The organism is Cohnella cholangitidis, assembly GCF_014107495.1.
In the GTDB taxonomy this organism is placed as follows: domain Bacteria; phylum Bacillota; class Bacilli; order Paenibacillales; family Paenibacillaceae; genus Cohnella; species Cohnella cholangitidis.
Genome location: NZ_CP041969.1, coordinates 2143322 through 2169985, shown reverse-complemented (window position 1 = coordinate 2169985; position 26664 = coordinate 2143322). Strand labels below are relative to the sequence as shown.

The 26664-nt window shown below is 52.6% G+C and carries 20 protein-coding genes; 17 read left to right on the top strand and 3 right to left on the bottom strand.

Going from position 1 to position 26664, the window contains the following annotated elements:
* Positions 1-28: 28 nt before the first annotated feature.
* Positions 29-1369 (top strand): phosphoglucosamine mutase, encoded by a 1341-nt coding sequence (glmM, locus tag FPL14_RS10270; RefSeq protein WP_182302886.1) that lies wholly within the window; start codon positions 29-31, stop codon positions 1367-1369.
* 218 nt (positions 1370-1587) lie between these two features.
* Here glmM and FPL14_RS10265 read toward each other — a convergent pair whose 3' ends face one another.
* Positions 1588-2517, bottom strand: coding sequence for a macrolide 2'-phosphotransferase (locus FPL14_RS10265; protein ID WP_182302885.1), 930 nt, complete (start codon positions 2515-2517; stop codon positions 1588-1590).
* Positions 2518-3153: 636 nt separating this feature from the next.
* On the opposite strand from FPL14_RS10265, the gene glmS reads away from it, so the two are divergent.
* Positions 3154-4986, top strand: a complete 1833-nt coding sequence (glmS, locus tag FPL14_RS10260; RefSeq protein WP_182302884.1) for a glutamine--fructose-6-phosphate transaminase (isomerizing) — start codon at positions 3154-3156, stop codon at positions 4984-4986.
* 84 nt (positions 4987-5070) lie between these two features.
* Entirely contained in the window at positions 5071-5280 is a 210-nt protein-coding gene (locus tag FPL14_RS10255; RefSeq protein WP_182302883.1) for a helix-turn-helix domain-containing protein, read from the top strand.
* A gap of 257 nt (positions 5281-5537) precedes the next feature.
* Here FPL14_RS10255 and FPL14_RS10250 read toward each other — a convergent pair whose 3' ends face one another.
* Positions 5538-6029: a cysteine hydrolase family protein gene (locus FPL14_RS10250; RefSeq protein WP_182302882.1), complete on the bottom strand. Its 492-nt coding sequence runs from the start codon at positions 6027-6029 to the stop codon at positions 5538-5540.
* A 120-nt stretch (positions 6030-6149) separates the two neighbouring features.
* Between FPL14_RS10250 and FPL14_RS10245 the strand changes: the two genes are divergently transcribed.
* From FPL14_RS10245 to FPL14_RS10220, 6 genes are all read left to right on the top strand, one after another.
* Entirely contained in the window at positions 6150-7082 is a 933-nt protein-coding gene (locus tag FPL14_RS10245; protein ID WP_182302881.1) for a helix-turn-helix transcriptional regulator, read from the top strand.
* 388 nt (positions 7083-7470) lie between these two features.
* Entirely contained in the window at positions 7471-7914 is a 444-nt protein-coding gene (locus FPL14_RS30745) for a sigma factor-like helix-turn-helix DNA-binding protein (protein ID WP_407644651.1), read from the top strand.
* Positions 7915-8045: 131 nt separating this feature from the next.
* Positions 8046-8426, top strand: a complete 381-nt coding sequence (locus FPL14_RS29865) for a hypothetical protein (protein ID WP_229263862.1) — start codon at positions 8046-8048, stop codon at positions 8424-8426.
* A gap of 639 nt (positions 8427-9065) precedes the next feature.
* On the top strand, positions 9066-9611 hold the full coding sequence (locus FPL14_RS10230) for a hypothetical protein (protein WP_182302879.1): 546 nt from the start codon (positions 9066-9068) through the stop codon (positions 9609-9611).
* Positions 9608-11602 (top strand): winged helix-turn-helix domain-containing protein, encoded by a 1995-nt coding sequence (locus FPL14_RS10225; RefSeq protein WP_182302878.1) that lies wholly within the window; start codon positions 9608-9610, stop codon positions 11600-11602. Before FPL14_RS10230 ends, FPL14_RS10225 begins: the two co-directional genes overlap by 4 nt.
* 118 nt (positions 11603-11720) lie before the next feature.
* Entirely contained in the window at positions 11721-16616 is a 4896-nt protein-coding gene (locus FPL14_RS10220) for a cadherin-like beta sandwich domain-containing protein (RefSeq protein ID WP_229263963.1), read from the top strand.
* 137 nt (positions 16617-16753) lie between these two features.
* Here the strand turns inward: FPL14_RS10220 and FPL14_RS10215 are convergent, their stop codons facing one another.
* Positions 16754-17275, bottom strand: a complete 522-nt coding sequence (locus FPL14_RS10215; protein WP_182302876.1) for a Mu transposase C-terminal domain-containing protein — start codon at positions 17273-17275, stop codon at positions 16754-16756.
* Positions 17276-17942: 667 nt separating this feature from the next.
* Between FPL14_RS10215 and FPL14_RS10210 the strand changes: the two genes are divergently transcribed.
* From FPL14_RS10210 to FPL14_RS10175, 8 genes are all read left to right on the top strand, one after another.
* Positions 17943-18941, top strand: a complete 999-nt coding sequence (locus tag FPL14_RS10210; RefSeq protein ID WP_182302875.1) for a LacI family DNA-binding transcriptional regulator — start codon at positions 17943-17945, stop codon at positions 18939-18941.
* Positions 18938-19870 (top strand): ribokinase, encoded by a 933-nt coding sequence (gene rbsK / locus FPL14_RS10205; RefSeq protein WP_182302874.1) that lies wholly within the window; start codon positions 18938-18940, stop codon positions 19868-19870. The genes FPL14_RS10210 and rbsK overlap by 4 nt, the downstream gene beginning before the upstream one ends.
* Before the next feature lie 20 nt (positions 19871-19890).
* The gene (locus tag FPL14_RS10200; RefSeq protein WP_229263861.1) at positions 19891-20985 is read left to right on the top strand and encodes a BMP family lipoprotein; all 1095 of its coding nucleotides are present in this window, start codon (positions 19891-19893) and stop codon (positions 20983-20985) included.
* A gap of 92 nt (positions 20986-21077) precedes the next feature.
* Positions 21078-22622 carry an ABC transporter ATP-binding protein gene (locus FPL14_RS10195; RefSeq protein ID WP_182302873.1) on the top strand — a complete coding sequence of 515 codons (1545 nt, stop codon included), beginning with the start codon at positions 21078-21080 and terminating at the stop codon, positions 22620-22622.
* The gene (locus FPL14_RS10190; protein ID WP_182302872.1) at positions 22619-23677 is read left to right on the top strand and encodes an ABC transporter permease; all 1059 of its coding nucleotides are present in this window, start codon (positions 22619-22621) and stop codon (positions 23675-23677) included. The genes FPL14_RS10195 and FPL14_RS10190 overlap by 4 nt, the downstream gene beginning before the upstream one ends.
* A gap of 1 nt (position 23678) precedes the next feature.
* The gene (locus tag FPL14_RS10185; RefSeq protein ID WP_229263860.1) at positions 23679-24614 is read left to right on the top strand and encodes an ABC transporter permease; all 936 of its coding nucleotides are present in this window, start codon (positions 23679-23681) and stop codon (positions 24612-24614) included.
* Positions 24615-24629: 15 nt separating this feature from the next.
* The gene (locus FPL14_RS10180) at positions 24630-25580 is read left to right on the top strand and encodes a nucleoside hydrolase (protein ID WP_182302871.1); all 951 of its coding nucleotides are present in this window, start codon (positions 24630-24632) and stop codon (positions 25578-25580) included.
* A 26-nt stretch (positions 25581-25606) separates the two neighbouring features.
* Positions 25607-26539 (top strand): nucleoside hydrolase, encoded by a 933-nt coding sequence (locus tag FPL14_RS10175; protein WP_182302870.1) that lies wholly within the window; start codon positions 25607-25609, stop codon positions 26537-26539.
* Positions 26540-26664: the final 125 nt, after the last annotated feature.

Genomic DNA, 26664 nt, shown 5'->3' with positions numbered 1-26664 from the left:
ATCAGAATGAAGGGGTAGAAAAGCAGCTATGGGGAAATATTTCGGAACTGATGGGGTAAGAGGAGTCGCGAATAAAGAATTAACACCGGAATTAGCTTATAAAATCGGCAGATGCGGCGGAGTCGTATTGGCAGGGAAAGCAGAACGTCCCAAAGTCATAATCGGATGCGACACCCGGATCTCCGGGGCGATGCTGGAAAGCGCGCTAACGGCGGGATTATTGTCTATCGGAGCAGATGTCGTAAGATTAGGCGTCGTTAGCACTCCGGCAGTAGCTTACTTAACCCGAACGCTTGGAGCGGATGCGGGAGTCATGATTTCGGCATCGCACAATCCGGTTGCGGATAACGGCATTAAATTTTTCGGCGGAGACGGATTCAAGCTATTGGACGAAACGGAAGCCGAAATCGAGCGCTTGATGGACGAGGAAGTAGACAACCTGCCGCGCCCTGTAGGCGGAGGCATCGGATCGGTAACGACTAATCTGGAAGCGAAGTCCCTATACATGGACTATTTGAAAAAGACGGTCGGCAATTCCTTCGCCGGAGTGAAGCTTGTGCTCGATTGCGCAAACGGATCGGCTTACGAGATCGCGCCGGAAGTATTCCGGGCGTTAGGCGCGGAAGTGATCGCATACGGGGCTGAGCCTAACGGGCTGAATATTAACGAAGGCGTCGGTTCTACGCATCCTGAGATGCTCGCGGCGAAAGTGAAGGAACATGGCGCGGATATCGGGCTTGCCTTCGACGGGGACGCGGATCGCTTGATCGCGATCGACGAGAACGGCGAAGAAGTGGACGGCGACTATATCCTCTGTATTTGCGGCGACGCTCTGCGCAAATCCGGTCGGCTGAAGCATGATACGGTCGTGACGACGGTTATGGCTAACATCGGCTTCTTCAAAGCGGCAGAGAAGCTAGGCTTGCGTACGGCGAAGACGGCAGTTGGCGACCGTTACGTTATGGAAGAGATGGTTAACGGGGGCTACAACCTCGGCGGAGAACAATCAGGCCACGTTATTTTCCTCGATTACAGCACGACGGGAGACGGCATTCTTACCGGGCTTCAACTGCTCGATACGGTCGTCGGCTCCGGACGGAAGCTTGGCGAGCTAAAGAAAATGATGAGGAAGTATCCCCAAGTGCTTGTGAACGTGCGCGTTGCGGATAAATCCCGCTATCCTGGAAATACCGCGATCGCCGACGCCGTTGCGACTGCGGAATCGGCGCTGGGCGATAACGGCCGCGTGCTGGTGCGTCCGTCCGGGACGGAAGCTTTAATCCGCGTCATGGCCGAAGGGCCGGAGCGGGAAGACATCGAGCGTCACGTAGCGGCTATCGTCGATGTCGTGAAAGCGGAATTGGCTTAATCAATGCGTGGATGCGAGTGATGCTGGCCGGTACGGTGACGTGCGGTGCGGCGGCGATGGTTAGCGAGAATAACGTTATGACATCGCTCTATTCGGGACCGATGCGATCATCGGAGTGCACATAACGTTATGACATCGCGCTAAAACCACCTTTAATAGCATTAAACAAGCTCCCGATCTTGCGACCGGGAGCTTGTTCGTTGTGCGAGGCGTGATTCTTATAACGGAAGCTCCTCACCGAATTCGTTCACTCCGAGCGCGTGGCGCGCCATGACGAGGTATTCCTCCAATCCCGACTTCATGGCGAAGCTGGCGATGAGTACGGGGTAAGCGGCCATTAGCTCGATGATGTGATCCTTCATCCGCGGCCAGGTCTTGCCCCCGGCTTGCTTGTATTGCTCCAGTAATGCCGTCAAACCGGACTCTCCGAACGCCGCGTAATAGATCGCGAAGTCGGTTGCGGGATCGGCGACTTCCGCCTCGGTCCAATCGAGTAATCCCGTTACTCGTCCTTCCGGATCCAATACGATATGTCCAGGATGCAGATCGCCGTGAATGAGAGCGGAATGCGGCGGCCAGTAGCTGTCATCGGCTAACCAAGCTTGCCAGCGCTGCCATAAAGCCTCAGCAACGCCGAAGATCCGTCGGATTTCGTCCATTTTATCCGTTAGCGAACGCCGAACTTCCCTAGGATACTTTACCCGAATGCCGGCCTCTTCCGCGGCTTCGTGATCGACTCCGTGCAATGCCGCCATTGCTTCGGCCAAAGACTTAACGAAGACGGAAGGCGGCGATTGCGGGTCTATGGCCCAATCGTAGTTTTTTGCTTCCGGGTTAATGGTAGCAGCAGGCGTGCCGTTCAAACGCGGATAGGCGATAACTTCCGGCGTACAGATCTTCCAATCGGGGACGTCGACGGGAAGGTGTTCCTTAACAAGCTTCAACACGTCCCGCTCATAAATAGCCGATACGACGACGTCCGGGCGTCTCGGTTTACGGATGACCCATGCCTCTCCATCCGCCGTACGGCCGAACGCCGTGAGAAAATCGAGCCCCGATACATTCAACTCCATGCTAGCCGGATCGATATTCAGACCATTTTGCCGAGCTAAATCCAATATATGTTCAACGTGATCGTTAGCTGTCATTCTTACACCTCTCCTCTTCATTGGGGACCACCCCTCTTCACTATAACACCCGATTCAAAGAGCATTCAATTTTATGGCTGATATACTCGATTGTCCTTTGTAGAATAATGTCATTTCCGAGGAAATAATCACGTAATGGTTGCAAGACATTTTCAAAACGAATAAGATAAGGAATAGATTCTGGAATAGAAGGGCAGGGTAGAGGAGAAATAGCAAGATTAGCGCCAGAACTTGTTGAATCTTGGCGAAACGCGGAAGGGCAAAGATCAGGGACGGGAAAGCTGATCCGAGCGGCAAACTTTAACGTGGAACCCATGAAAGCGACAAGTTGACGAGGTGAAGGTGTTCGGAACATTCGGCGGGGACCTTCCGGCTTATCATCGAAGCCGATAATCGGAGTACAAAACGCTTAGGGCAACCGGGCGAACAAAAATCCGATACGATGAACGCGAGTAACAGTTGAACCATCGAGAAATGTCCGGCGGCCAGTAACCGGTCGCGCGAGGGGCATGACGTGGGAGGTTTGGGGGAGAACGGAACCCCCCTTATTAGATTACGGCTTATGCCGCTCATACGGCTTGGTTGCGGTCTTCTCGGACGAATAACTGAGAAACCAAAACGGAGGCTTATATAAATATGTGCGGAATCGTTGGATATATTGGATTTAGAGAGTCGCAACCGATCTTGATCGAAGGTCTTAAGAAGTTGGAGTACCGGGGTTACGACTCCGCGGGAATCGCCGTTCAGACGGAACAAGGTTTGGAAGTAACGAAGACGGTTGGCCGGTTGGTCAACTTGGAAAACCGTTTAAGCGAAGACCCGCTGCGCGGCACGGTCGGAATTGGACATACCCGCTGGGCTACGCACGGTAAACCTTCGGACGTGAACTCCCATCCGCATACGGATAATACGTTGAAATTTTCCGTCGTGCACAATGGGATCATCGAGAATTACTTGGAGCTTAAAGAAGAACTGGTGCAAGCGGGCCATAGATTTCTATCCGAGACGGATACGGAGGTCATCTCTCATCTGATCTCCGTCGAGTACGAAGGCGATATCGTGAAGGCGGTACAGCGCGCGGTCAAGAAAATGCGCGGAGCGTTCGCGCTTGGCGTACTGACGGAGCACGAGCCGGATCGTCTGGTAGCGGTGCGTTATGCAAGTCCGCTCATCATCGGCGTGGGCGAAGGGGAGAAATATATCGCTTCGGACATTCCGGCGATTCTGGAGCATACGCGCGATATTTACATCCTCAATGATGGAGAAATGGCTGTTCTGACGCGCGATGGCGTGGAACTGCTGACGATCGAGGGCAACTTTATCTCCAAAGAGATTTTCCATGTCGATTGGGATCTGATGACCGCCGAGAAAGCGGGCTTCGACCACTTCATGCTTAAGGAAATCCACGAACAACCAAAAGCTTATCGCGACACGATGCTCGGTCGCATCAGCGATGATGGACGTTCGGTTGAATTGCCGGAGCTGAAGATGACGGCGGAACAGCTGAAAGGCATCAATCGCGTCCACATCGTGGCTTGCGGAACTGCCCTTCATGCTGGGCTTGTCGGGAAAAACGTCATCGAAAGCTTGGTGCGCATTCCGGTCGAGACGGATGTCGCGTCCGAATATCGCTACCGTTCTCCGATTATCACTCCGGATACACTGGTCATCGTCGTGAGCCAATCCGGCGAAACGGCGGATACGTTAGCGGCGCTTCGCGAAGCGCAACGTTGCGGAGCCCGGGTTCTCGCGATCACGAACGTAGTGGGCAGCTCCGTCGCTCGCGAAGCCGACGATGTCATTATTACTTTGGCTGGTCCCGAGATCGCGGTAGCTTCTACGAAAGCTTACTCGTCTCAACTGATTGCTTTCTTCCTGTTCGGGTTGTACTGGGCTCAAACGGTCGGCAAGCAGGACGAAGCCGCGGTTGCTCATGTGCTGGCCGCGATGCAAGCTTTGCCGGAGCAGGTCGAGAAAATTCTCGCCCAAGCGGAAGTGATCAAGGAAGTCGCCGAATCGATCTCCCATCACAGCAGCCTGTTCTTCATCGGCCGCGGCGTCGACTATGCGGTCGCGATGGAAGGCTCGTTGAAGCTGAAAGAGATCTCGTACATTCACTCCGAAGCTTACGCCGCAGGCGAGCTCAAGCACGGAACGCTGGCGCTGATCGAAGACGGCACTCCGGTTATCGCGCTCCTCACGCAAGAGGATCTATACGAGAAAATGCTTAGCAACATTAAAGAAACGAAAGCGCGCGGCGCCGACGTTCTCGGTATCGTGAACGAAGGTCACGAGGAAGAAGTAGCGAAGTCCGTCGATCGCCAATTCGCGATTCCTCGCACGTTACCGTTGCTGACTCCGGCGTTGTCCGTCATCCCGCTGCAGTTGCTGTCTTACTACGCTTCGCTGGCTCTGGGGCATGATGTTGATAAGCCTCGGAACTTGGCTAAGAGCGTTACTGTGGAGTAAGTTTTAGTCGAGCGTATAAGAAATGTCCCGATGATGCATTGCAGTCATCGGGACATTTTATTCTTTCACTGGGTTGGAGGCTGTATGGCCGATACTATCGGAAAAAGAGTGAAAAGAGTACGTAAGTTAAACGAAATGACGCAGGTTGAGTTTTCAAACGCATTAGGAATATCTCAGGGGAGACTAAGCGAGATAGAAAAAGATATAACTAAACCATCCGCTGATACATTAATAGCTTTGCATAGACGATTCAAGGTAGATCTGAATGAGCTTCTGAGCTTGGATGAAGAGTGAATAATTAGAATGACTTCTCTATTTTATATTGGATACAGCCGGTATACTCTATGTGTATCTAACCAAAGATAATCAATTTGGCAGCCGACTGAAAATAGGCTGTTTTTTTCATTAAACTTACGGGCAGGTTAGTTGAAGATTATTCGCGCTGAACCATATCACAAGTAAGAATGAGAGACCGAATAAGCTTAGAGCTTCTTTGGTCTTTCAGCGGCGGGCGGAAAAACGCCCGCCGCGCTGTGTGTATGGAAGAGAGCTTAAATTAATAGGTCATTCAAACAAATAATTTTACTACCTTTACTTTCATAATAACGAAGCATTTCATCAATTTTCCTTTTGTCATAACTGGTAACGCAATCTGATAGGACATTAACGCCATAATTTGCTTTGCGTAAGTTGTAACAGGTTGATTTAACACAAGCAACAGCATCTGCTCCTGCGATGTAGAAATCACATATTTCATTTTTACTAATAAAGTCTGTAAATTCTTCACAACTTAATGCGTTTCCTTTGTATTTTGTAAAAATATTTTTTGATACTATTTTCAAGTCTGAAGCTAATTCAGACCCATATGTATTGGGTTTAAGAGTCCTCGTGCCGGCTGATAAATTTTCATGCCTTATATAAATAACATGGAAATTATTATTGACTGCCCAATCAATAGCTTTATTGATATTGCCAATAATATCCTTGTAATTCTTTGTTATGTCATTTTGAATATCGATTATTACTAAGGCTTTTTTCTGCATAGTGTTTCCTCCTGATAGGTAGATTGATTTGTTTGCTTTTTGAATATACCTTGTAATTGTTGACGACAGTATGGCAACAATCAATAATGATAACAAGAAATTTTGGAAGGCGGCTATCAGATGAAAGTTGACAGGCTTGTTAGCATTATTATGATACTCCTTGATAAAAAGCGTATAGGCGCACAGGAGTTAGCCGGTATGTTTGAAGTTTCACCCCGCACAATCTACCGTGACATAGACACTATCAACATGGCGGGTATTCCTGTTCGCTCAACATCGGGAGTGGGCGGCGGCTTTGAAATCATGCAGAAATTCAAGATTGATAGTAAGGTTTTTTCGACTGCCGACCTTTCCGCTATCTTGATAGGGCTTTCCAGTCTTTCCAACATGATACGAGGTGATGAACTGGTAAACGCCCTTGCAAAAGTCAAGAGTTTTATCCCCGCCGACAGAGCGAAAGATATTGAATTCAAAGCAAATCAAATATATATAGATTTAAGTTCGTGGATGGGTAACAGAAACATACAACCATATTTAGAAATTATCAAAACAGCTTTACAGGAAAGCAAGCTACTTTCGTTTGAATATGCAGACCGCTACGGAAGTAAAACCACACGAATAGCCGAGCCGTATCAGCTTGTATTGAAAAGTAGTCATTGGTATTGGCAAGGGTATTGCCATAAAAGAAATGATTTTCGCTTATTTAAACTATCCCGCATATCAAACCTACAAATACAAGAGGAAATTTTTACGCCACGAGATTATCAAAAAACGCAGTTAGAATTTACTGATATTTTGGCAACTATGCAAACAAAAATCAAAATTCGTATTCATAAATCTATCATGGATAGGGTACTTGATTATTGCACTTATGAACACTTTTCACCAGACGGTGATGAGCATTGCATTGTTAGTTTTCCTTTCATAGAGAACGAATACTACTACAATATTCTTTTCAGTTTTGGGGATAAATGCGAGTGTTTAGAGCCGTTACATATTCGCACAGAAATGAAGCGTAGAATACATGATATAGCTACCATATACGAAAGTTAATACATGGAGTTAGACGAAAAGGACTGTAAAATTTACTGTGTAATCTCTCCAATCTATCTATTAGACGCGATGTAAGTACGCTCTCGAGATCCGAAAGCTGATCTACACGACCAATATGATCGAGAGTTACCACCGCCTGCTCGGCAAGGTAACGAAGGGAAAGAGTACCTTCCCGTCTTGTCTTTATATACAAATGTATACTTTGTGGTCAAACTTCACTTTGTGCTTAGATACATTGCGGTGAACCGTATCATAGTTACATACAGGTCATTCCGTTAACGGGTAACTATAGCTCAAACTGCTTTATTTTCTCTTTACATTATTTGCGACGAAAAAACCTGGTCAACGAATGCTGACCAGGTTTACTGCTAAATAAATATCTCACGAATTGGCCTTGCAGGACATCGGAGATCAACATGGTATTTCACGTGAAAGAGTTCGGCAAGTTATCAATTCCTCCTGTCGGAGAATTAGATATTCATGTCACTTTCGATATGATAGAAAAGATTATAGACATCCGAGTGTGATATTATTCCAAACACTTCAATCGTGGATAATGCCAGGAAGTAGTCAAGACACTTTTTACTTTGCATGTTTTTTGATGAGATTGTCATCCTTTCCGTCAACTCGGATTATTGAACAAGTTTATATATCATTTTCAGGTGATCAAAAGAGGCAGAGAAAAACCTTTGAACGGATGTTTTCGCATACTATATGGCCTAAGGATCTTAAAAAGACAAGTCAAACTGAATGGGTTAAGCTGCATCCGAAGAGAACTGTTAATCAAGAAGGGGAAGGCAAAGCCGGCTCATTCTTCAGTAATTACAACTGAAGGCGTAAATAGGACGTACTATCCTGATTACTGTGTATTGTTCTCAGATGGCAGAACTGTATTTGTTGAAATAAAACCAAGAAACCAAATGGGCCTGTTTGTTAATTTAAAAAAGTGGGGATCGCCTGAATTTGCAGGCATATGCGGCGATCCGTCAGCGGATCGACCTTCAGTGCAAGCTGCCGCACTTCGATCGGGCGCAAACCGGTGATTACAGCCGGCGCCACATGGCGTTCGCCGGCGCGGAGCATGACATTTTTACCGACGGTGCGAATGATGACATCTACCGATACTCGAGCGGCGCTGCAAGGCTAATCAACAAAGTATGTACCCACGCGCTCAACTACGGTTCACAGAACAAAGATCGGATCATCGACGATCATATGATCAAGCGTGTCATCCAAGGGGAATTAGCGTGGTTCCCCTTTTTCTTCCACTCAAGCGGACAGAATGACCGTCACCAGCAGGACAACTTACGCCGTCAACTGGCGGACATTATGCGTTGGCAGTAACAGTTTGAAAATGATGCTGATTTCTTTGCTACTAGCAGAAGAGTAAGGCTCGAAGCTTTGGCTCATTATTGCCGGACTGCTATTAAGTTCTTAGATACAGGTGCAATACAGGAGAAGAAAATATTAATTAGAGCCCCGGACATATCCAAACTTACTTCTATAATGCCGGATTTAGATGCTGCAATAAAAGATAGATGGCTAGAGGCCCAAAAATGCCAACATGCAAAAGCGTTAAAATCGTAGAGCCTGAGAATCGTAAGGCGTTCGTTATTGCCAGAATGCGGATGAATAGTTTACAGTATAGAAAGTTTACTAGGCGGATGGTTAAAGTCGTAAACCATTCGAGAGACGAACGAATTTATGAAATTAGCCAGCCGGGCATGCGTAGGTGACGGAACGGCTGTATGCCGGCGACGGTACGCTCAACGACCGGCACAAGATCGAGCTATTCCGAGATTAATGATGCTAATGTGACGGTAGACGACAGGAGCGCATAAGGAGCACTGCCGCGTTCGTCGAACTCAAGCGGAGCGGTCCCAGGGGGCTGGTTTTTTTCAACGATGGCTCGGATGTCGAACGATTTCCGCCAATGATAGAATAGTAGGGAACGACTCCAGTATAGGGGTTGCCGTAAACGGAGTGATAACGATTCTACATCATACGAAGCTTCGCATTCCGCAGTCCAGCCATCGAACGCTCGTGCCTCGACCGGGGCTGTCGGCGGCGCTGGACGAGGGCTTGTCCGTCAAGCTGACCGCGATGACGGCGCCTGCGGGCTACGGGAAGACGACATCGTTAAGCGAATGGGCTCGGCGGAGCAACATCCGAGTCGGCTGGGTTTCGTTGGATCAGCACGACAACGATATGGTGCGGTTTTGGAGTTATACGATCGCTGCCGTACGCGGCGAACCGCCGAACTTCGGCGAACAAGCGCAGCTCGCCTCCGTCGAGGAGGGGGCTTATACGACGTTCCTCGATTCATTCCTCGGCGAGCTTCAAGCCGTGAAAGAGGAAATGGCGCTTATTTACGACGATTACCATGTCATCGACCGGCCGGACATTCACCAGTCGATCGCGTATGTGCTCGAATATCTTCCTTCCCGCATTCATCTCTATATCGCCAGCCGAACCCGACTGCCGTTCCCGACGGCGCGACTGCAGGCCAAGGCGAGATGCGCCTTGTGACGGAGAACGATCTGCGCTTCGCGTCCGAGGAGGGCGCTCTCTTCTTCCGGGACTGCATGCGGCTTGAGCTGACCGACGAGGACACGGCTTTGTTCGTTCGGCGAACGGAGGGCTGGGTCAGCGGCTTGCATTTGGCGGCGATCTCCTTGAGGAACAGCGGCGAACCGACCGCTTTCGTCCGCGAATTCGGCGGCCGGCAGCGCGGCATCGCGCAATATTTGCTGGAGGAGGTGCTGAGCGGACAAGACGAGGCGGTGCGCGGCTTCTTGCTGCGTACCTCGATCTTATCCCGCATGAACGCTTCCCTCTGCGAGGCCGTGACCGGAGAGCCGGGAGCCCAAGCGATGCTGGAGCGCTTGGAACAACTGCATCTGTTCCTGACCCCGTTGGACGAGCGAAGCGAATGGTATCGGTACCATCATCTGTTCGGGGATTTCCTGCAACAGCAATTCCGAACTTTGCAGCCGGATCGCTGGAAGGATGCGCATGAGGCGGCGGCCCGCTGGCTCGAAGACCGCGGCGATGCGGCCGCGGCCGTAGAGCATTGGCTCGCCGGTGGTCGATATGAGGAAGCGGCCGCGTCGATCGAAGCGAACATCGCCGCGCTGCATAACCACCGCGCCGCGCTCCTCGGCTGGTTGGAAGCGATCCCGTTCGCTTCGATGCGCAAGCGCCCGTTCATCCAGCTGCTCTACTTGAAGGTGAAGGCCGAGATGGGCGACAATGCCTGGGTGGAGCAGCAGCTTCGCGCTCTGAGGCATGAACTGGATGACCCGGATTGGAAGGCGTGGCTCGGGGCTTATTATTTCCTCGCAACGGAAAATGCGATCTACCTCCGAAACATGGCGGATGTGTTCGAGAATCTAAAGCTCTACGAAACCCATGAGCAGAAGGGCAAGGACAATCCGCTGCAGATGATCGCATCGAATACGCTAGGCGCTCCCTATTATACGAATATCCTCTCGTTCTTCGACGATTTGCGCGAGGCCGAGCGGTTTCTGGCGGAATGCATGCGGATATGGGAAGAGAAGGAGAACTACCCGTTCCTCGGCTATTTCTACTGCTTCTACAGCTCGCTGTTATTCGAATGGGATCGCGTCGAGGAATCGGAAGCGATGCTGCGGCGCATCGTGTACGACGGCCCGTGGCAGCCTTATACGCGAATTTGGGTATTCGGGATCGAGAGTCTCGCTTGGATTCATCTGATTCGAGAGGAAGCTTCGCTTGCGTTCGCGATGCTGGAGGACGCCGAGGAGCGTCTGAATACGTCGGACAAGGAGAAGTTTCTCCGCAGGCTGACGGCGGAGACGGCGTACTTTGACCTCTTCGCCGGGCATCTCGATCGGGTAGAGGCGTGGGTGCTCTCTTGCGGGTTAAAGCCCACGGACCCCGTCCCGTCTATGTACCGGGATCATTACATCCTCGCCCGAGGGCTGATCGAGCTCGGACGCGCTTCGGAAGCCGTCGTTCTGTCGGAGAGCATCGTCCGCATGACGGTACAGAAGAATTGGCGGTGGGATCGCGTGAAGGCGCTGACGCTGCTGTGCCTGGCGCTGGACAAGCAGGGGAACGAAGAGGAGGCGCTGCGGCAGCTGGAGGCGGCGCTGTCCCTCGGGGAGCCTCACGGCTACGCCCGGACTTTCCTCGATGAAGGCAAGGCGATGGGCAGTCTGCTCGCCAGGTATGTTCGACGGAGACAGAGCGGTACGCCGGGACTGACGGGGAACGTGTCGCTCGCGTATGTGAAGAGGCTGATCAGCAAGCTGCATGTGCGATTGGAGGACGAGGTCGACGTCCCCGTCTTGCTGACAGGCCAGGAGAGCCGGATCTTGCGTCTCGTCGAGCAAGGACAGAAGAACAGGGAGATCGCCGAGCGGCTGAACGTCAGCGAAGAGACGGTGAAGAAGCATCTGAAAAATGTGTATACGAAGCTCGAGGCGAACAGCCGCGTGCAAGCCGTTACGATCGCGAAGCAGCGGCGATTAATATAGCCTTCCCCTTGTATTCCCCGTTCGGGGAATATTTTTTTTGCCCTTAACCTTTTACACTATTAAGTATTGCAAACTTGGGCGTCACAGCTCATACGATGGAGAGGAGATTGGCATCTTGATGAGAGTGAAATACAGTAGGCTGCTTGCCGCTTTGCTGACGGTCATGCTGATAGGTAGTTTGGTGGTCCCGCCGGGCTTCGGCGTCCGGGAGGCGAAGGCGGCTCCCGCGAAGGTGTGGGAGCCGATTAACGTCATCTATGGAGGGTCTACGGGCGAGACGGCAACGGCTGTCGACGCGAACGGTGCGATCTATACAGTCTATCAAGATGTAAGCAACCGAGGAAAAATCAGCGTCAAAAAGCAGGTCGACGGCGCTTGGGAACTCGTGGGGAAGGAAGGGTTCACTTCCGCCTATAATCTATCCCTCGCTGTTCAAGACAACGACAGCCCGTATATTGCTCTCCAGGACGGGTATAGTTTAAATGCAAACGTCATGCATTACAATCAAGAGAGTAAAGACTGGGAGCAGCTTAGCACAGACGGCATGCCTTCCGAGCTACCTTCCGAGACTCCTAACGGCCTAATCGTAGCGTTGGATGCCGACGGCGCGCCGCTATTGCTGTACCAAACCGTCTACTCGTCCGATATTTCTGTGTTGCGCTTCGATGCCGACGCAGACAGTTGGGCGACGCTCGGCACGGACGCCTCGGCCTCGATCAGCGATGCGAAACCGGCGGGGCTGTATGTCGAGGACGGGACAATCTACAGGGCGTATTATAAATCCGGCAACCTCGCCGTAGAGTGGTACGACGAAGTTGCACAGACTTGGAATAGTGCAGCAGCTCTGTCGAGCGATGATTTCATTATGCCGATTAACTTTGCCGTTGATCAGGATGTCATCTATTTATCCTATTTAACCTACATGATGGACACCGGTACGCTCTACTCCAAGGTGATCGAGTACAAGAGCGGGCAATGGAAGGAGATCGGAGAATTCACGACCAGCGACGAGAAGGCGACGATGTACGCCGAAGGCGGCGTATTGTATATCGCCGCCGCCTTCGAATCCCAGGGCTTGAAAGTCATGGCGTACAAAGATGAAGAGTGGGTTCAGATGGGAAGCTACACCAGCGGGGTCGTGAGTTCCTCTTCTTTGTATTTCCAGAACGGGGATCCCTATCTGGTCGTCACGGAAAATAGCGGCGTCGTCCTCAAGACGTTGCTTTACGCGCCGCCTACACTGACGGCGGATGGTACGGATAACGATAGTCTTCACGATATCGTAATTACGTTCGACAACGACACCGATTGGCTTGATGCGATAACAGGGGTGACGGTCGAGGGAACCGCGCTGGCCAAAGAGTACTATGAGGTGGAAGACGGGAAACTTACGATTGACCCGGGGACGCTGCCGCTAGGCGATAATACCGTTGTGGTGACCGCGACCGGGTACGCGAAGGCCACGGTGAAGCAGTGGATCATCGGGAAGGAGCCTCCTCGATTAAGGTCGGGCATGCCGAATCCGTCGCTAGGACAGCCGGTCGTTATTACGTTCGAGGATGACGAGCAATGGCGCGCGGCGGTATGGGGGGTGTACACCGACAAACGGCTCGAAGCGGGTGTGGACTATACGCTTAGCCCAGGCAAACTGACAATCGCCGCCGGGGTGCTTCCTGCCGGGGTGACCGGTATTGAAGTGGACGCAGAGAACTATTGGAGCGCGCACATCGATCAGCCGGTGCTGGAAGCGTCGGATTCGACTTCTTCCTGGCGTCCGGTCGGGAGCCCGACCGTCTCCGACGGGGAGGTCGGTTCTTCCTCCGTCTACGTATCGGGCGGCGTCCCTTACGTGGCATACGTCGATTATGCCGACGGCCGGAAGGTAGCCGTGAAGAAGCTGGAGCAGGGCGGTTGGTCGAACGTCGGCTCCGCCGCGTCGGAAGGCGGAGCGACGTTGGTCTCGCTGGCGATCGACGGCGGAGTTCCGTACGTCGCTTATCTGGACCGGAAAATAACCGTGAGAAAGTATGTAGGCGAACAATGGACAAGCGTCGGTCGGGAAGACGTTGCACAGTCCGAGGGAAGTATATTCCACTTCGCCTTCCAGGTGAAGAACGGCATTCCCTATGTGTCGTACGTAGAACGAGGCGACGATCGTGTTCACGTGATGCGGATGAACGACAACGACTGGGAGGATATGGGCGAGGTGGGCGTGGCATATTCGGAATTCACGAATTTGTTCGTCGACGGTGACAACATCCCGTATGTCGCTTACTACGAGCAAGCGGAATCGGAATCGGAGTCGGAATCTAACGCCGTGGTCGTCAAGCGCTGGAACGAGCAGAACCGCGCGTGGGAGATGGTGGGCGATCCCATGGAAGGCTCCTACCCTGATGCAGGCTTCTCCCTATTCGTGTCCGAAGGCACGCCTTATCTGGCTTACGCGGATACGGAGAATGAGGGAAGAGCGGCTGTGAAGAATTGGAGCGGCCGGCAATGGGAGTCAGTCGGCGAATTGGGAATATCGGCGGGTAGATCCAACATGATGTTGTTAAGGATCGATGGCGGAGTCCCTTATGCGGCATTCACGGACGAAAGCTATCATGATAGGGTTCTGGTCAAGCGGTTCGACGGCGATCGCTGGACGATCGTCGGCGACGCCGCCCATCACGCCAATCTGAACGACAGATTGTTCTCATTCGAGGTGAGCGGCGGAACGCCATATCTCTCCTATGCGGATGCGTCATACGACGATAGAGGCGTCGTAACGGCAGCGCTGAGCACGGACAACCGATTGAGCGGTCTCGGCTTGTCGGCTGGCACGTTGAGCCCGGCCTTCGATCCGGCGACGAAGAGCTATACGGTCGACGTGCCGAGCGAGGTCTCTTCGCTCTCGGTTGCGCCGACGGCGGCGGCGGGCGACAGGGCCGTGGTGAAGGTGAACGGCGCGCCGGTGCCGAGCGGCGGGGATAGCGGAGATATCCCGTTGAATACGGGCGAGAATCCGATCGTCGTCGAAGTGACGTCGCAGCACGGCGTCGCGAACGAATATTCGATTCGCGTCGCGCGTGCGCCGAGCGCGAACGCGAACCTGGGCGGGATGTCGACGGATCAAGGGGCTTGGGCTCCGACGTTCTCTCCGGAGCGCTTTACGTATACGGTGACCGTGCCTGGGTCGGTGACGACCGTCGATCTGTTCCTGACGAAGGGCGAACCGAATCAGTCGTTCTCGGTAACGGGAGCGGTGTATCAAAGCGTAACCGGCGACGTCTACGGCTACCGTGCGTCGGGTCTCGCGGTCGGGAACAACCCGATTGGCGTTACGGTCGCGGCGGCGGACGGAACGACGAATACGTACGGCGTGACAATCGTTCGGGAAGGCAACGGCAATGCGGACTTGAGCAGTTTGTCGCTGACGCAGGGGACGTTGGCTCCGGCGTTCGAAGCCGGCTTGACGAGCTATCGCGCGACGGTGGGCAGCACCATCGATAGCGTCGCCGTTATACCGACATCTGCGGACGCGAATGCGACAGAGATTACGGTCGGCGCGAACGGCGGCGCGGCGATCGCCGTCGCGAGCGGCCAAGCCAGCAGTGCGATCGCCCTGAGAACCGGGGAGAACGCGATCGAGATCGTCGTTACGGCGGAGAACGGCGCGAAGAAGACGTATACCGTCATCGTTACTCGGGAGGCTGCAGCCCCAGGGAATCCGGGCAACGGCAACGGCGGCGGGCCGGTCGTTACGCCTAGTACGCCGAACGTACCTGCGGCGCCGGGATCGGCGAACTCTGACGTCTCCGGCGTCGGAACGGTCGCAACCGAAGTCGTGAACGGCCGCTCCGTAGCGACGGTAACGCTCGACGCGCGGAAGCTCGAAGAACGGCTCGCGGCGGAAGGGCGCGGGGCGGTCATTGCCTTGCGGGTATCGGCCGAGGCCGACGTCGTCGTGGGAGCGCTCAGCGGCTCGATGCTCCGGAGCATGGAACAGGCCGAGGCGGCGTTGTCGCTTCAAACCGCCGATGCCGGGTATTCACTACCGGCGAAACTGTTGAAAGTGCAGGCGCTTGCGAATATATTCGGTCAAGACGTGGCCCTCGAAGACGTGAACATCGAGATCGAAATCGCAGCCCCGACGACTGAGATGATGAGCATCGTGGAAATCGCGGCGGCGGGAGGCCGACTCTTGTTCGTCGCGCCGCCGGTAAGCTTCAAGGTCCGCGCGACGTACGGCGATACGAGCATTGAAATTTCGAAATTCGATACCTATGTGGAGCGATTCATCGCGATTCCGGAAGGCGTCGATCCGGCGACGGTGACGACAGGGGTCGTCGTTGACGAGAAGGGCGGAGTCCGCCCAATACCGACGAAGATCGTTGAAGAGAACGGACGATACGTCGCGAAGATGAACAGCTTGACCAACAGCGTATACGCGCTAATCTCGAATGCAGTCCGATTCGAGGATATGGAAGGCCACTGGGCGGAAGCGACCGTGATCGACATGGGCGCGCGGATGATCGTCCAAGGCTCAGGCGACGGCAAGTTCGATCCGGATCGGAATATCTCCCGCGCGGAATTCGCGGCCCTTCTCGTACGGGGCTTGGGCCTCGGTGCAAGCGAGTATGACGGCGGCTTTACGGATGTGGCAGGAAAGGAATGGTACAGCGGAGTCGTACAGACCGCGTACGAATACGGTCTTATCAGCGGGTTCGAGGACGGCAGTTTCCATCCGAACGAAATGCTAACCCGCGAGCAAGCGATGCGGATAATCTCCGACGCGATGAAGCTCACGGGCCTCGCGGCGCGTCTGACGGAACGGCCGGCGGAGGACGTCCTGCAGGCGTACGGCGACGCTTCGGAGATCGCGCCATGGGCTCTGAGCGGTATCGCAAGCAGCGTTCAAGCGGGAATCGTCTCGGGCAGAGACGGCGGGAAGTTGGCGCCGAAGGCGTACATGACGCGCGCCGAAGTCGCCGCGATCATCCAGCGATTGTTGAGCGAATCGGACTTGTTGTAAAACGGTAGACCCAAAGCGGCCTTCGTCCATTGGACGTGGGCCGCATTTTGCAGGAACTGAATTTGAGGCAGGGATAGTCGGATGAGTCACCCGCACATGACGAAACCCTAAGTCGCCAAAGGCTGTTCCTGTAAACTTCACTGGTTGCGGGCAGAACGATGACGTTCTTGTCTCGGGAGACCTGCGGAGGACGCGAAGTGACTTCGTAACCAGAATCGAGAGGCTTTGCTGAATCCGCAGGAGCCAGCAGAGGTCATAGTGCGCAAGCTGTTGCAACGGCTAGCGGAAGGGCCGAACCGAAAGGAGATAGGAAACCCGATGCGTTCGCACGAAGAGCAATGACTGCAGAATATCTCGCAAAAGAGCTTACGGCAAAGAGAAGCGGTGAAGCCGCCAGGTATGCTGGAGCGCCGAGTGACGGTTTCGTCTGTTGGAAATTTAATAAGTTGGCGAGAGGTCAAGTCGAACACCTCCTCTTGACCTCGTCGCTTTCGATTCAGTTCCACCGGCACGGCGTCGGCATAGCGCTTCTCGTCCTGCCACACCTGGATCTCGCTCAGATTAAACGGATCATAGCGCACGGCAACTTTCTGCCTGGCAAGCTTACTGTCTGTCTCGTAGGTGTTGCTGCACAGCTGGATGCAGCCGGTCTTGTCCACCGTCCGCTACTCCTACCATAGAAACAGTTCGTTCAGCTCCGTGAGCGAAAGACGCTTGCGCGGCCTATCGCTGGCTTAGAATCGCGCCTTCGGCGACTGCTTCGTGCTGCCGTTCTCGTGGACATGGTAATAGCCGTCCAGTCAGCTGCACAGTGCTGCATTCAACGCTTCAATGTTTGAGGATATGAAGTAGTCGGTAACCGGTAGGTATCTAACTTTCTTTTCATGGTATTTTTTAGTGGTTCCAGACTCTTTATTTTTGAAGTTTATCAAGTGACGTTACAAACCCAGTAAAATCAACAAAATTGGTTCCTGACTTTTTTGTCAGCCAACAGAAATTGATTCATTACAATAAAGTTTTGTTTCAATTGAAAAAGCAGGTACATCCTGGGTCGTTCTGAAAATTCATTTTCAGGACGACCATTTTTATTAGTGAGGCGTATTGGGTGGAGACAATCGGTGTTAGAGTGAAGGGATTCGAAAGAAGTATAAGATGAACCAAATTGAATTTTGGCTTTCTATAGTGTTGTTTACAAATGAAAACGGTTGCAAAACAAATTTCGACATGATATAGTATGAATCAGAAACCGCTTTCTGGAATATTAAAAATTCAGTAACCGGTTTCTGAAACGAGAATGGGATTGGAAGAAACGACGGTGAACAGCGAATGAAACCCAATATTCAACATGTTGCGGAACTAGCGCAAGTGTCCAAGGCGACAGTATCGAGAGTGCTTAACGACAATCCTCAAGTAAAAGGGGAGATCAAGGAGCGCGTTCTTCGCGCGATCGAAGAGCTCAATTATCGTCCAAGCTCGATCGCGAGAAACTTGGCGACGAATCGTACCAATACGATTGGACTGATCCTGCCGGATATAACGAACCCGTACTTTCCGGTATTGGCCCGGGGGATCGAGGATGCTGCGCACAGGCTCGGATATACGCTTTTTATTAGCAATACGGATAATGACCCGAAGCTGGAGCAGGATATTATTTACAAAATGGTGGAACAACAAGTCGGAGGAATCGTGCTTATTTCATCGACGCTCGACGAGAAGACGGTTAACGATCTGACGAGCCTGCGAACGCCAATCGTACTTTGTGACCGACTAATCGAGAACAGGCCGTTCGATGCCGTGTCGATCGACAACTATCGAGCGGCACAAGAGGCAGTCCGTTATTTGATCGGACAGGGACATACTCGAATTGCCCATCTAGCGGGTCCTAAAAATATTCAATCGGCGGTAAGTCGAAGAGCAGGTTACGTAGATACCATGCTTGCAGCAAATCTTGAACCGTTCGTCAGCGTCGGCACTTTCAGCTATGAATCGGGGGTGCACCAGATGGGAGATTTGATTGACGAATACGGACCGACGGCCATATTCGCTGCTAACGATCTGATGGCGCTTGGAGCCATGCACGAAATCTATCGCCGTGGAATGCGCGTGCCGGAGGATATTTCGATCTTCGGCTGCGATGACATTGCCTTTTGTGCCATGTCGCGACCGATGATGAGCACGATTTCGATACCTGCCTATCAGATCGGAGTCACTGCCGTGCAGCTATTAGATGACAAGATGAAGGGGGTGAGGTCGGGCTCGAAAAACGTGATTTTGGAGCACAAGCTTATACACAGAGAATCATGTAACGGGGTGGACCGGAAATGAGTGCTAGTATTGTAGTCGTAGGGAGCCTAAATATGGACATGGTGGTCAGCCTGAACCATCGTCCAGATCGGGGAGAAACCGTGTTAGGCAAAGATTTCTTTATGAATGCCGGAGGCAAGGGTGCCAATCAGGCGGTCGCGGCCCGCAAGCTCGGGGCTGAAGTGGCTATGATTGGGAAAGTGGGTAATGACCTGTTCGCCGATCAATTGCTCGCCAATCTGGAGCAGGTCGGGGTCGATTGCATTGCAGTCGAGAAGACAACCGAGGAAGCGACGGGTGTAGCGTTCATCACATTGGACCCGCAGGGCGATAATAGTATCGTCGTCGCTGCCGGCGCCAATCTTCGACTAACACCGGAGGATGTGCGCAAGCAGGAGGGCCTGATCAAGCAGGCGAAGCTGCTTATGGTACAACTTGAAATTCCGTTAGAGACGGTAAAGGAAGCGATTACGATCGCGAAGCGGCATCAGGTACCCGTTTTACTTGATCCTGCGCCAGCGCGGGAGCTGCCACAAGATTTGCTCGCAATGGTGGATTACATTCTTCCTAACGAGAAGGAAATTGCCCAGTTGACCGGCGTTGAAGTTACCGACCAGTTGTCGGCAAAACTCGCGGCTGTCGAATTGATCAACAAGGGCGTGTCGACCGTATTTGCGAAGTTAGGGGAAAAAGGAGTCGTTGTCGTAGGAGCGAATCGAACCTTCTTCGTGGAGCCTTACAAAGTCGATTCCGTCGATTCCACGGCGGCAGGCGATGCGTTCGCCGGCGCGGTAGGGACAGCGCTTGTCAATGGCAAAGACATTTGGGCGGCTGCGAAATTCGCCTCTGCCATAGGTGCAATTACAGCGACGCGCAAGGGAGCGCAAGCTTCCATGCCGATGCTTCAGGAAGCTGAACAATTCATTAAAGAAGCAGCACACAACCAGTGATCAAAGGGGAGCCAAACATCATGAACATGAAAAAACTCAGCACGCTCGGCGTTATGTTTCTTTCAATTGCGTTAATTTTGGCGGGATGCGGCACGAAGAATAATGAGTCCGGTAAATCCAGCCAATCTCCGGCAGCTTCATCGACTGCATCGAACGGGTCGGGAGCGGCATCTGGTGCAGAGATCAACGCCCTTTACTATGTAAACAGCACGCTTGGAGACAAGAGCTTCTTCGATTCTGCGCAAGCGGGTATGGATAGAGCGGTCAAAGAACTCGGAATTAAGTCTAAAACGGTTGAAGGCGGCGCCAACTCCGCAGACTGGGCGTCAGGTCTGGAAGCGGTAGTAGCTAGCAAAAAATATAACGTAGTTATCGTCGGGACGAGCCAGATGATTGATGTGACGAAGGATTTGGCAGCGCGCTACCCGGATATTAAGTTCATCTTCTTCGATGATTTAATTGAAGGCGTTCCTAACGTCTACTCGATGCTGTACTCTCAAAGCGAAGGCTCATTCCTTGCAGGAGCGTTCGCGGCATTGGTAACCACCAACACGGAGCTGAAAGGCGCTAACCCGGATAAAGTCGTTGGATTCGTCGGCGGTATGGATATTCCGATCATTAACGACTTCAAATCGGGATATGAGCAAGGCGCTGCATATGTGGACAAAGATGTGAAGGTCGTTACTTCTTATGTGGGAGATTTCGTTAACGCTCCAAAGGGCAAAGAATTGGGATTAGCGCAAATCGATTCGCAAAAAGCAGATATCGTATTCGGCGTAGCTTCCGCAGCAGGTCTCGGTACGTTGGAAGGCGCCAACGAAAGAGGCGTGTACTCCATCGGCGTAGACGCCAACCAAAACCCGCTTTATCCGGGAAGCGTACTGACTTCAATGATGAAGAACGTTGACCAATCGGTCTTCCGTGCTTTGGAAATGTTGGTCAAAGGCGAATTGCCTCTCGGTAAAGGAGAAGTGCTGGGAATCAAAGAAGGCGGCGTCGGTATCGCAAAAGACGACTTGTATGAGAAAAACGTACCGCAATCGATCAGAGATAAGATGAAAGAGATCGAAGATAAGCTTGCAAAAGGCGAGATCACCGTAAAATCTTCGTTATAAGTAACATAGGAGAGGTGAGGTAGCCTCATCTCTCTTTCTTTTCACGGGGCCCCGTATACGAGTGAAGTCATTTTCTGGCTAGGGGGATAGACATGCCGATTTTACTAGAAATGAAGGACATTCATAAGGTGTATCCTAACGGAACAGCCGCTAATAAGGGCGTTGATTTGACCGTTCACGAAGGAGAAATTCACGCGCTTGTAGGAGAGAATGGAGCCGGCAAGTCGACCTTGATGAAAATTCTGTTCGGATTGGAAGCTCCGACGAATGGAACGATTGAATATAAGGGACAACCGGTTAGCTTTAGCGGACCGAAAGACGCTATACAGCAAGGCATGGGCATGGTGCATCAGCATTTTATGCTGTCGCCGTCTCTGACGGTGTCGGAAAATATCGTACTTGGCGGCGAGCCGAAGAAAGGCCCGTTTTCGATGTTTCGCGATCGAGCGAAGGAATACCGGGAAGTCGAGCATTTGGTTGCGACGTATGGCCTGAAGGTAAACTTGCAGGCAAAGGTCGAGACGATTCCGGTAGGGCAGAAGCAACGGGTGGAGATTTTGAAAGTGCTGTATCGGGGCGCGAAGCTGATCATTTTGGACGAACCGACGGCCGTACTGACGCCGCAAGAGACGGACGAGTTGTTCGACTCCATTCAGGCGCTGGTTAGTGAAGGCCATACGATCATCTTCATTACGCACAAACTGCGCGAGGTCATGCGCATTTCTAATCGAATTACCGTACTGAGGGCTGGCAAATCGATTGCGACATTGCAGACGAAGGACACGAACCAAGAAGAGATTTCCCGTCTGATGGTCGGACGTGAAGTGCTGTTCCGCGTGAGCAAAGAAACTGCCGAACCCAAAGACGTGGTGCTGTCCGTCCGTGATCTTGAGGCGCTGGATGACAAGGGAACTAAGGCGCTGCAGGGAATTTCTTTCGATATTCGCAGCGGTGAAGTTCTCGGTATTGCAGGCGTGGAAGGCAATGGCCAAACCGAGCTGGTGGAGACGATTACCGGTCTTCGCAAGGCGGTTGCGGGCACTATCCTTTATCAGGGCAAGGAGTTACTCGGTGCAAGCGTCGCCGACATTCGCCGAATGAAAGTCGGACATATCCCGGAAGATCGGCAAACCTCCGGAGCCAGCTTGACCTCTACGATTGCGGAAAACCTGATTCTTGACCATTATCGGAATCCCGAGTTCAAACGGGGGATTTTCCTTAATCATAATAAAATCAAGCAGTTCGCCCAAACGATGATGCAGGCGTATGACGTACGTGCTCAGAACGAGGAGATTTTGGCGGGCGCGCTGTCTGGCGGCAACCTTCAGAAAGTCGTCGTGGCTAGAGAGCTGTCGAAAAACCCGAAGTTGCTTATTGCCTCGCAGCCGACCCGCGGGGTCGATATCGGGGCAATCGAGTTCATCCATCGGGAGATTATTAAGCGGCGTGACGGCGGAGCGGCGGTCATGGTCGTTTCTGCCGAGCTGTCGGAGGTTATGGCGCTGAGCGATCGGATCGCTGTCCTCTATAATGGTGAAATCGTGGCAATTCTGGATAATACTCCCGATCTGACGGAACAAGAAATCGGCTATTACATGCTAGGCATCAAGAAACAGGAACAGGAGGCGATACGATGAAGTCGTCCAGAATGGTTGTGCTGGAAGTTAGCGGTATTCTGATGGCGGTCATAACTGCGCTGCTGTGCGGATTTGTCGTTATTTTTCTGACGAGCAGCGAACCGTTTGCGGCCGTTAGCGCCTTGTTCCTTGACCCGTTATCCAGTTGGTTCAATATCGGCACGATACTAAACAAAGCGGTTCCCTTGATTTTGACAGGCCTCGCTCTTTCGGTCGTATTTCAAACGGGCGTATTCAGCATGGGGGCCGAAGGCCAATTGTACATCGGCAGCTTCCTTGGGGCGCTTACCGCGGTGTACTTGCCAGGCTTAAGTCCATGGATTCATCTGCCGCTCGTAGTGATAGCCGCGCTCATCGGGGGAGCTCTTTTCGGGGCGATTCCGGGGCTGTTGAAAGCTTACTTGAACGCAAATGAGATCGTCACGACGCTAATGCTTAACTTTGTGGCGATTCTGCTCACGTCCTATTTCGTTAATAATCAATTTAAGTCGCAAGGCGGCGGCTACGCCAAAATGGAAAATATCGATAAGAACATTTTGCTGGCCAAGATTATTCCCGGCACGAGCGCCCATGCCGGAATTCTGATCGCGCTGGCGGCCGTTGCGGTCGTATACTTGCTTCTCTATAAAACTTCGATCGGTTACGAACTTCGGATGGTTGGGAAGAACGGACATTTTGCCCGCTATGGCGGTATCGCAACGCGCAAAATCATTGTTATCAGCGTTATGATTAGCGGTGCGCTGGCCGGATTAGCCGGAATCGTGGAAATACTCGGGATTCAACAGACGTTCAAACAAAACTTCTCCGCGGGTCTCGGTTTTGACGGCATCATCATTGCATTGCTCGCCCGCAACCATCCCGTGGGCGTGCTCGTCGCCGGATTATTCTATGCGTATATCCAGGTAGGCGCCCAGACGATGCAATACGGGAGCGATATGCCCCGAGAGGTTGCGGTTATTATTCAAGTCATGCTCGTGCTGCTCGTAACGGCGCAGGCGATCTTTACCTTTATTAAACAAAGGTATGCCAAAACCGAGCAAAAGGCGGTGAAGTAAGATGGTGTGGCAAACCATTTGGAGCCAGATTATAGACCTTTCGCTGTTCGCGGTGCTGTTGCGCGTAATGACGCCGATCCTACTGGCTGCTTTGGGCGGTCTCATTTCGGATATCGGCGGTGCCATCAATATCGGACTGGAAGGATTAATGCTGATGTCGGCGTTTACCTCGATCGCGGTAGGCTCCAGCACGGGAAACTGGGCGCTCGGAGTGCTAGCGGGTGTTGGGGTGTCCGTACTCATCAGCTACGGGATGGGATTTTTCTCGCTTAAGATGAAGGTGGATATCATCATAACCGGATTCGCGGTCAACATCTTCGGCTCGGGCTTTACCATCTTCCTGATGAGCAAGATTTTCGGCGTGACCGGGAACTATTCCCCGAGCAAGGCTGCGCCGATCCCGACGGTGAATTTCCCTTTCATTGAAGATGTACCCCTGCTGGGCAAGTTGCTGAGCGGGCACAATCTGATGGTCTGGATCGCCATCTTAGCCGTCGTGTTCTGTATGGTTCTGATCTACCGGACACCGTACGGCGTACATCTCCGTGCTGTTGGCGAAGCGCCTCAAGCCGCACAATCGCTAGGCATTCCAGTTACGCGGATTCAATATTCCGCGCTGGCATGGAGCGGCGTTTTCGCTGGGCTAGCGGGTGCCTTCATGTCCAATGGGCTTACCAACATGTTCGTTAAGGACATGACCGGAGGAACCGGGTTCCTCGCTCTAGCCGTTGTGCTGCTTGGTAATCGCAACCCGATCGGCATTTTGTTCGGCTCGCTGATCTTCGGCCTCGCTAGCGCGCTGGCGACGATTGTGCAGACCGTTCCGGATGCGCCGATTCCAAGCCAATTCATTCAGATGATTCCGTATGTTGTAACCATTGCCGCGCTCGTATTTTTCGCTATGCGGCAGAAGAGAAAGCTCGCTACTACAGCCTAAAGGGGACAAGACACGATGGTTAAGACTGAGGCTAGAAAGATTATTATCGATTGCGATCCGGGACATGACGACGCTATTGCGATACTGCTCGCCGGGGCGAATCCGGGAGTGGAATTGATAGGCATTACAACGGTAGCAGGCAATGCGGAAGTCGACAAAACGACCATTAATGCGTTAAAGGTTTGCGAAATCGCAGGGCTGGCGGATACGCCGGTTGCTAAGGGAGCGCCGCAGCCGCTTGTACGCAAGCGGGAGACTGCGGCGGATATCCATGGGGATAGCGGAATGGACGGACCAATACTTCCTGCTCCAACGAAGATAATGTCGGACGAGCATGCGGTCGACTTCATCATCAGACAACTTCTAGACTCGGACGGAGACATTACGCTCGTTCCAACTGCTCCGCTGACGAACATTGCGATGGCGATGCGCAAAGAACCCGCGATTATTCCTAAGATCCGCGAAATCGTCCTAATGGGCGGAGGCACATTCGGGAATTGGACGCCTGCGGCGGAATTCAACATTTTCGTAGATGCCGAGGCGGCCAAGGTTGTTTTCGAGAGCGGCGTGCCTCTGACGATGTTCGGGCTCGATTTGACGCATAAAGCGCAAGCGACTCCCGAAATTCAAGAGCGGATCAAGCAGATCGGCAATCCGATATCGGATTTCGTGGTGGAGCTATTGCAATTTTTCATGCACACGTACAAGGAAGTGTTCGGCTTCGAAGGCGCGCCGATCCATGACGCATGCTGCGTCGTTTATTGTATCGATCCGTCCATATTTACCTACCGAAACCTCCGCGTAGACATCGAGACAAAAGGCGAGTTCAGCTACGGGATGACGGTGGTCGATATGCTCGGCGTAACGGGCAAGGAACCGAACGTGAAAGTGGCGCTGGATCTCGATCAGGATAAGTTCTGGAAATTGATGGTCGATACTTTGTCTAAGTATTCCAAGTCCAACTAGTTGATTATGACAGCGAGGTGAACGGGATGAAACCGATGATTCTGGACGTGGATACGGGTATTGACGATATGATGGCGATCGCTTATGCGACTCATTCTCCCGAGGTGAAGCTGATCGGAGTGACGACGCTGTTCGGGAACGTAACCGTGGAGGAAGCGACCCGTAACTCCCTCTATGTGCTTGAACTGCTGGGATGCGAGGATGTGCCGGTGTACGCTGGCGCGGACAAGCCGTTGTCCCGGAATAAGGATGCTTACGCCAAGCACGTGCATGGCGATGACGGCTTAGGCGGCGCGTTGCTCGACGCTCTTCCTAAAGGTCAAGCCGAATCGCTTACCGCCCCTCAATTTATGGTGGAGCAGGCGAGGCGCATGCCCGGTCAATTAAGCATCGTTTCCGTGGGTCCAATGACCAATCTGGCCGAGGCTATTCGTTTAGATCCGGAATTCGTGCGGTTGGTCGGTCAAGTGGTCATCATGGGCGGGGCCGTCACTGTGTCCGGCAACGTTACTCCGCATGCGGAAGCCAATATCCATAGCGACCCGGAGGCCGCCGAGTTCGTGTTCGGCTCGGGGCTGCCGATTAAGCTGGTCGGGCTAGACGTAACGATGAAGACGCTGCTGCCGCGTACTCGGTTACGGGAGTGGCGCGACAAGGGGACCAAGATGTCGCGCTTCCTGGCGGACGCGACGGATTTTTATATCGATGCATACGAAAGATTCAGCCCCGGTATCGGAGGCTGTGCCCTGCATGATCCGCTAGCCGTAGGCATGGTCATTGATCCCACGTTCTGCCGGACGGAATCGATGCCGGTGAAGGTTGACACGGAGGGTGAGCATACTGCCGGTCAAACCTATGCCGATCGTAACGTCGTCCCGGACGGACGTCCGAGTATAGACGTTTGTCTTGAGGTGGACGCGGACCGGTTCCTTGCTCATTTTATGAGCCGGGTAGTGTGATGCTTCCCAAGATGAGGGAGTTTCATGATTGGGCTGTGATTTGAGCGCGCAAGACGCGCTAGAATGCCAGCAGAATATGGGGTGCTACCAATGGCGAAGTAAACTTTTCCCGAGAATAAAGCTAT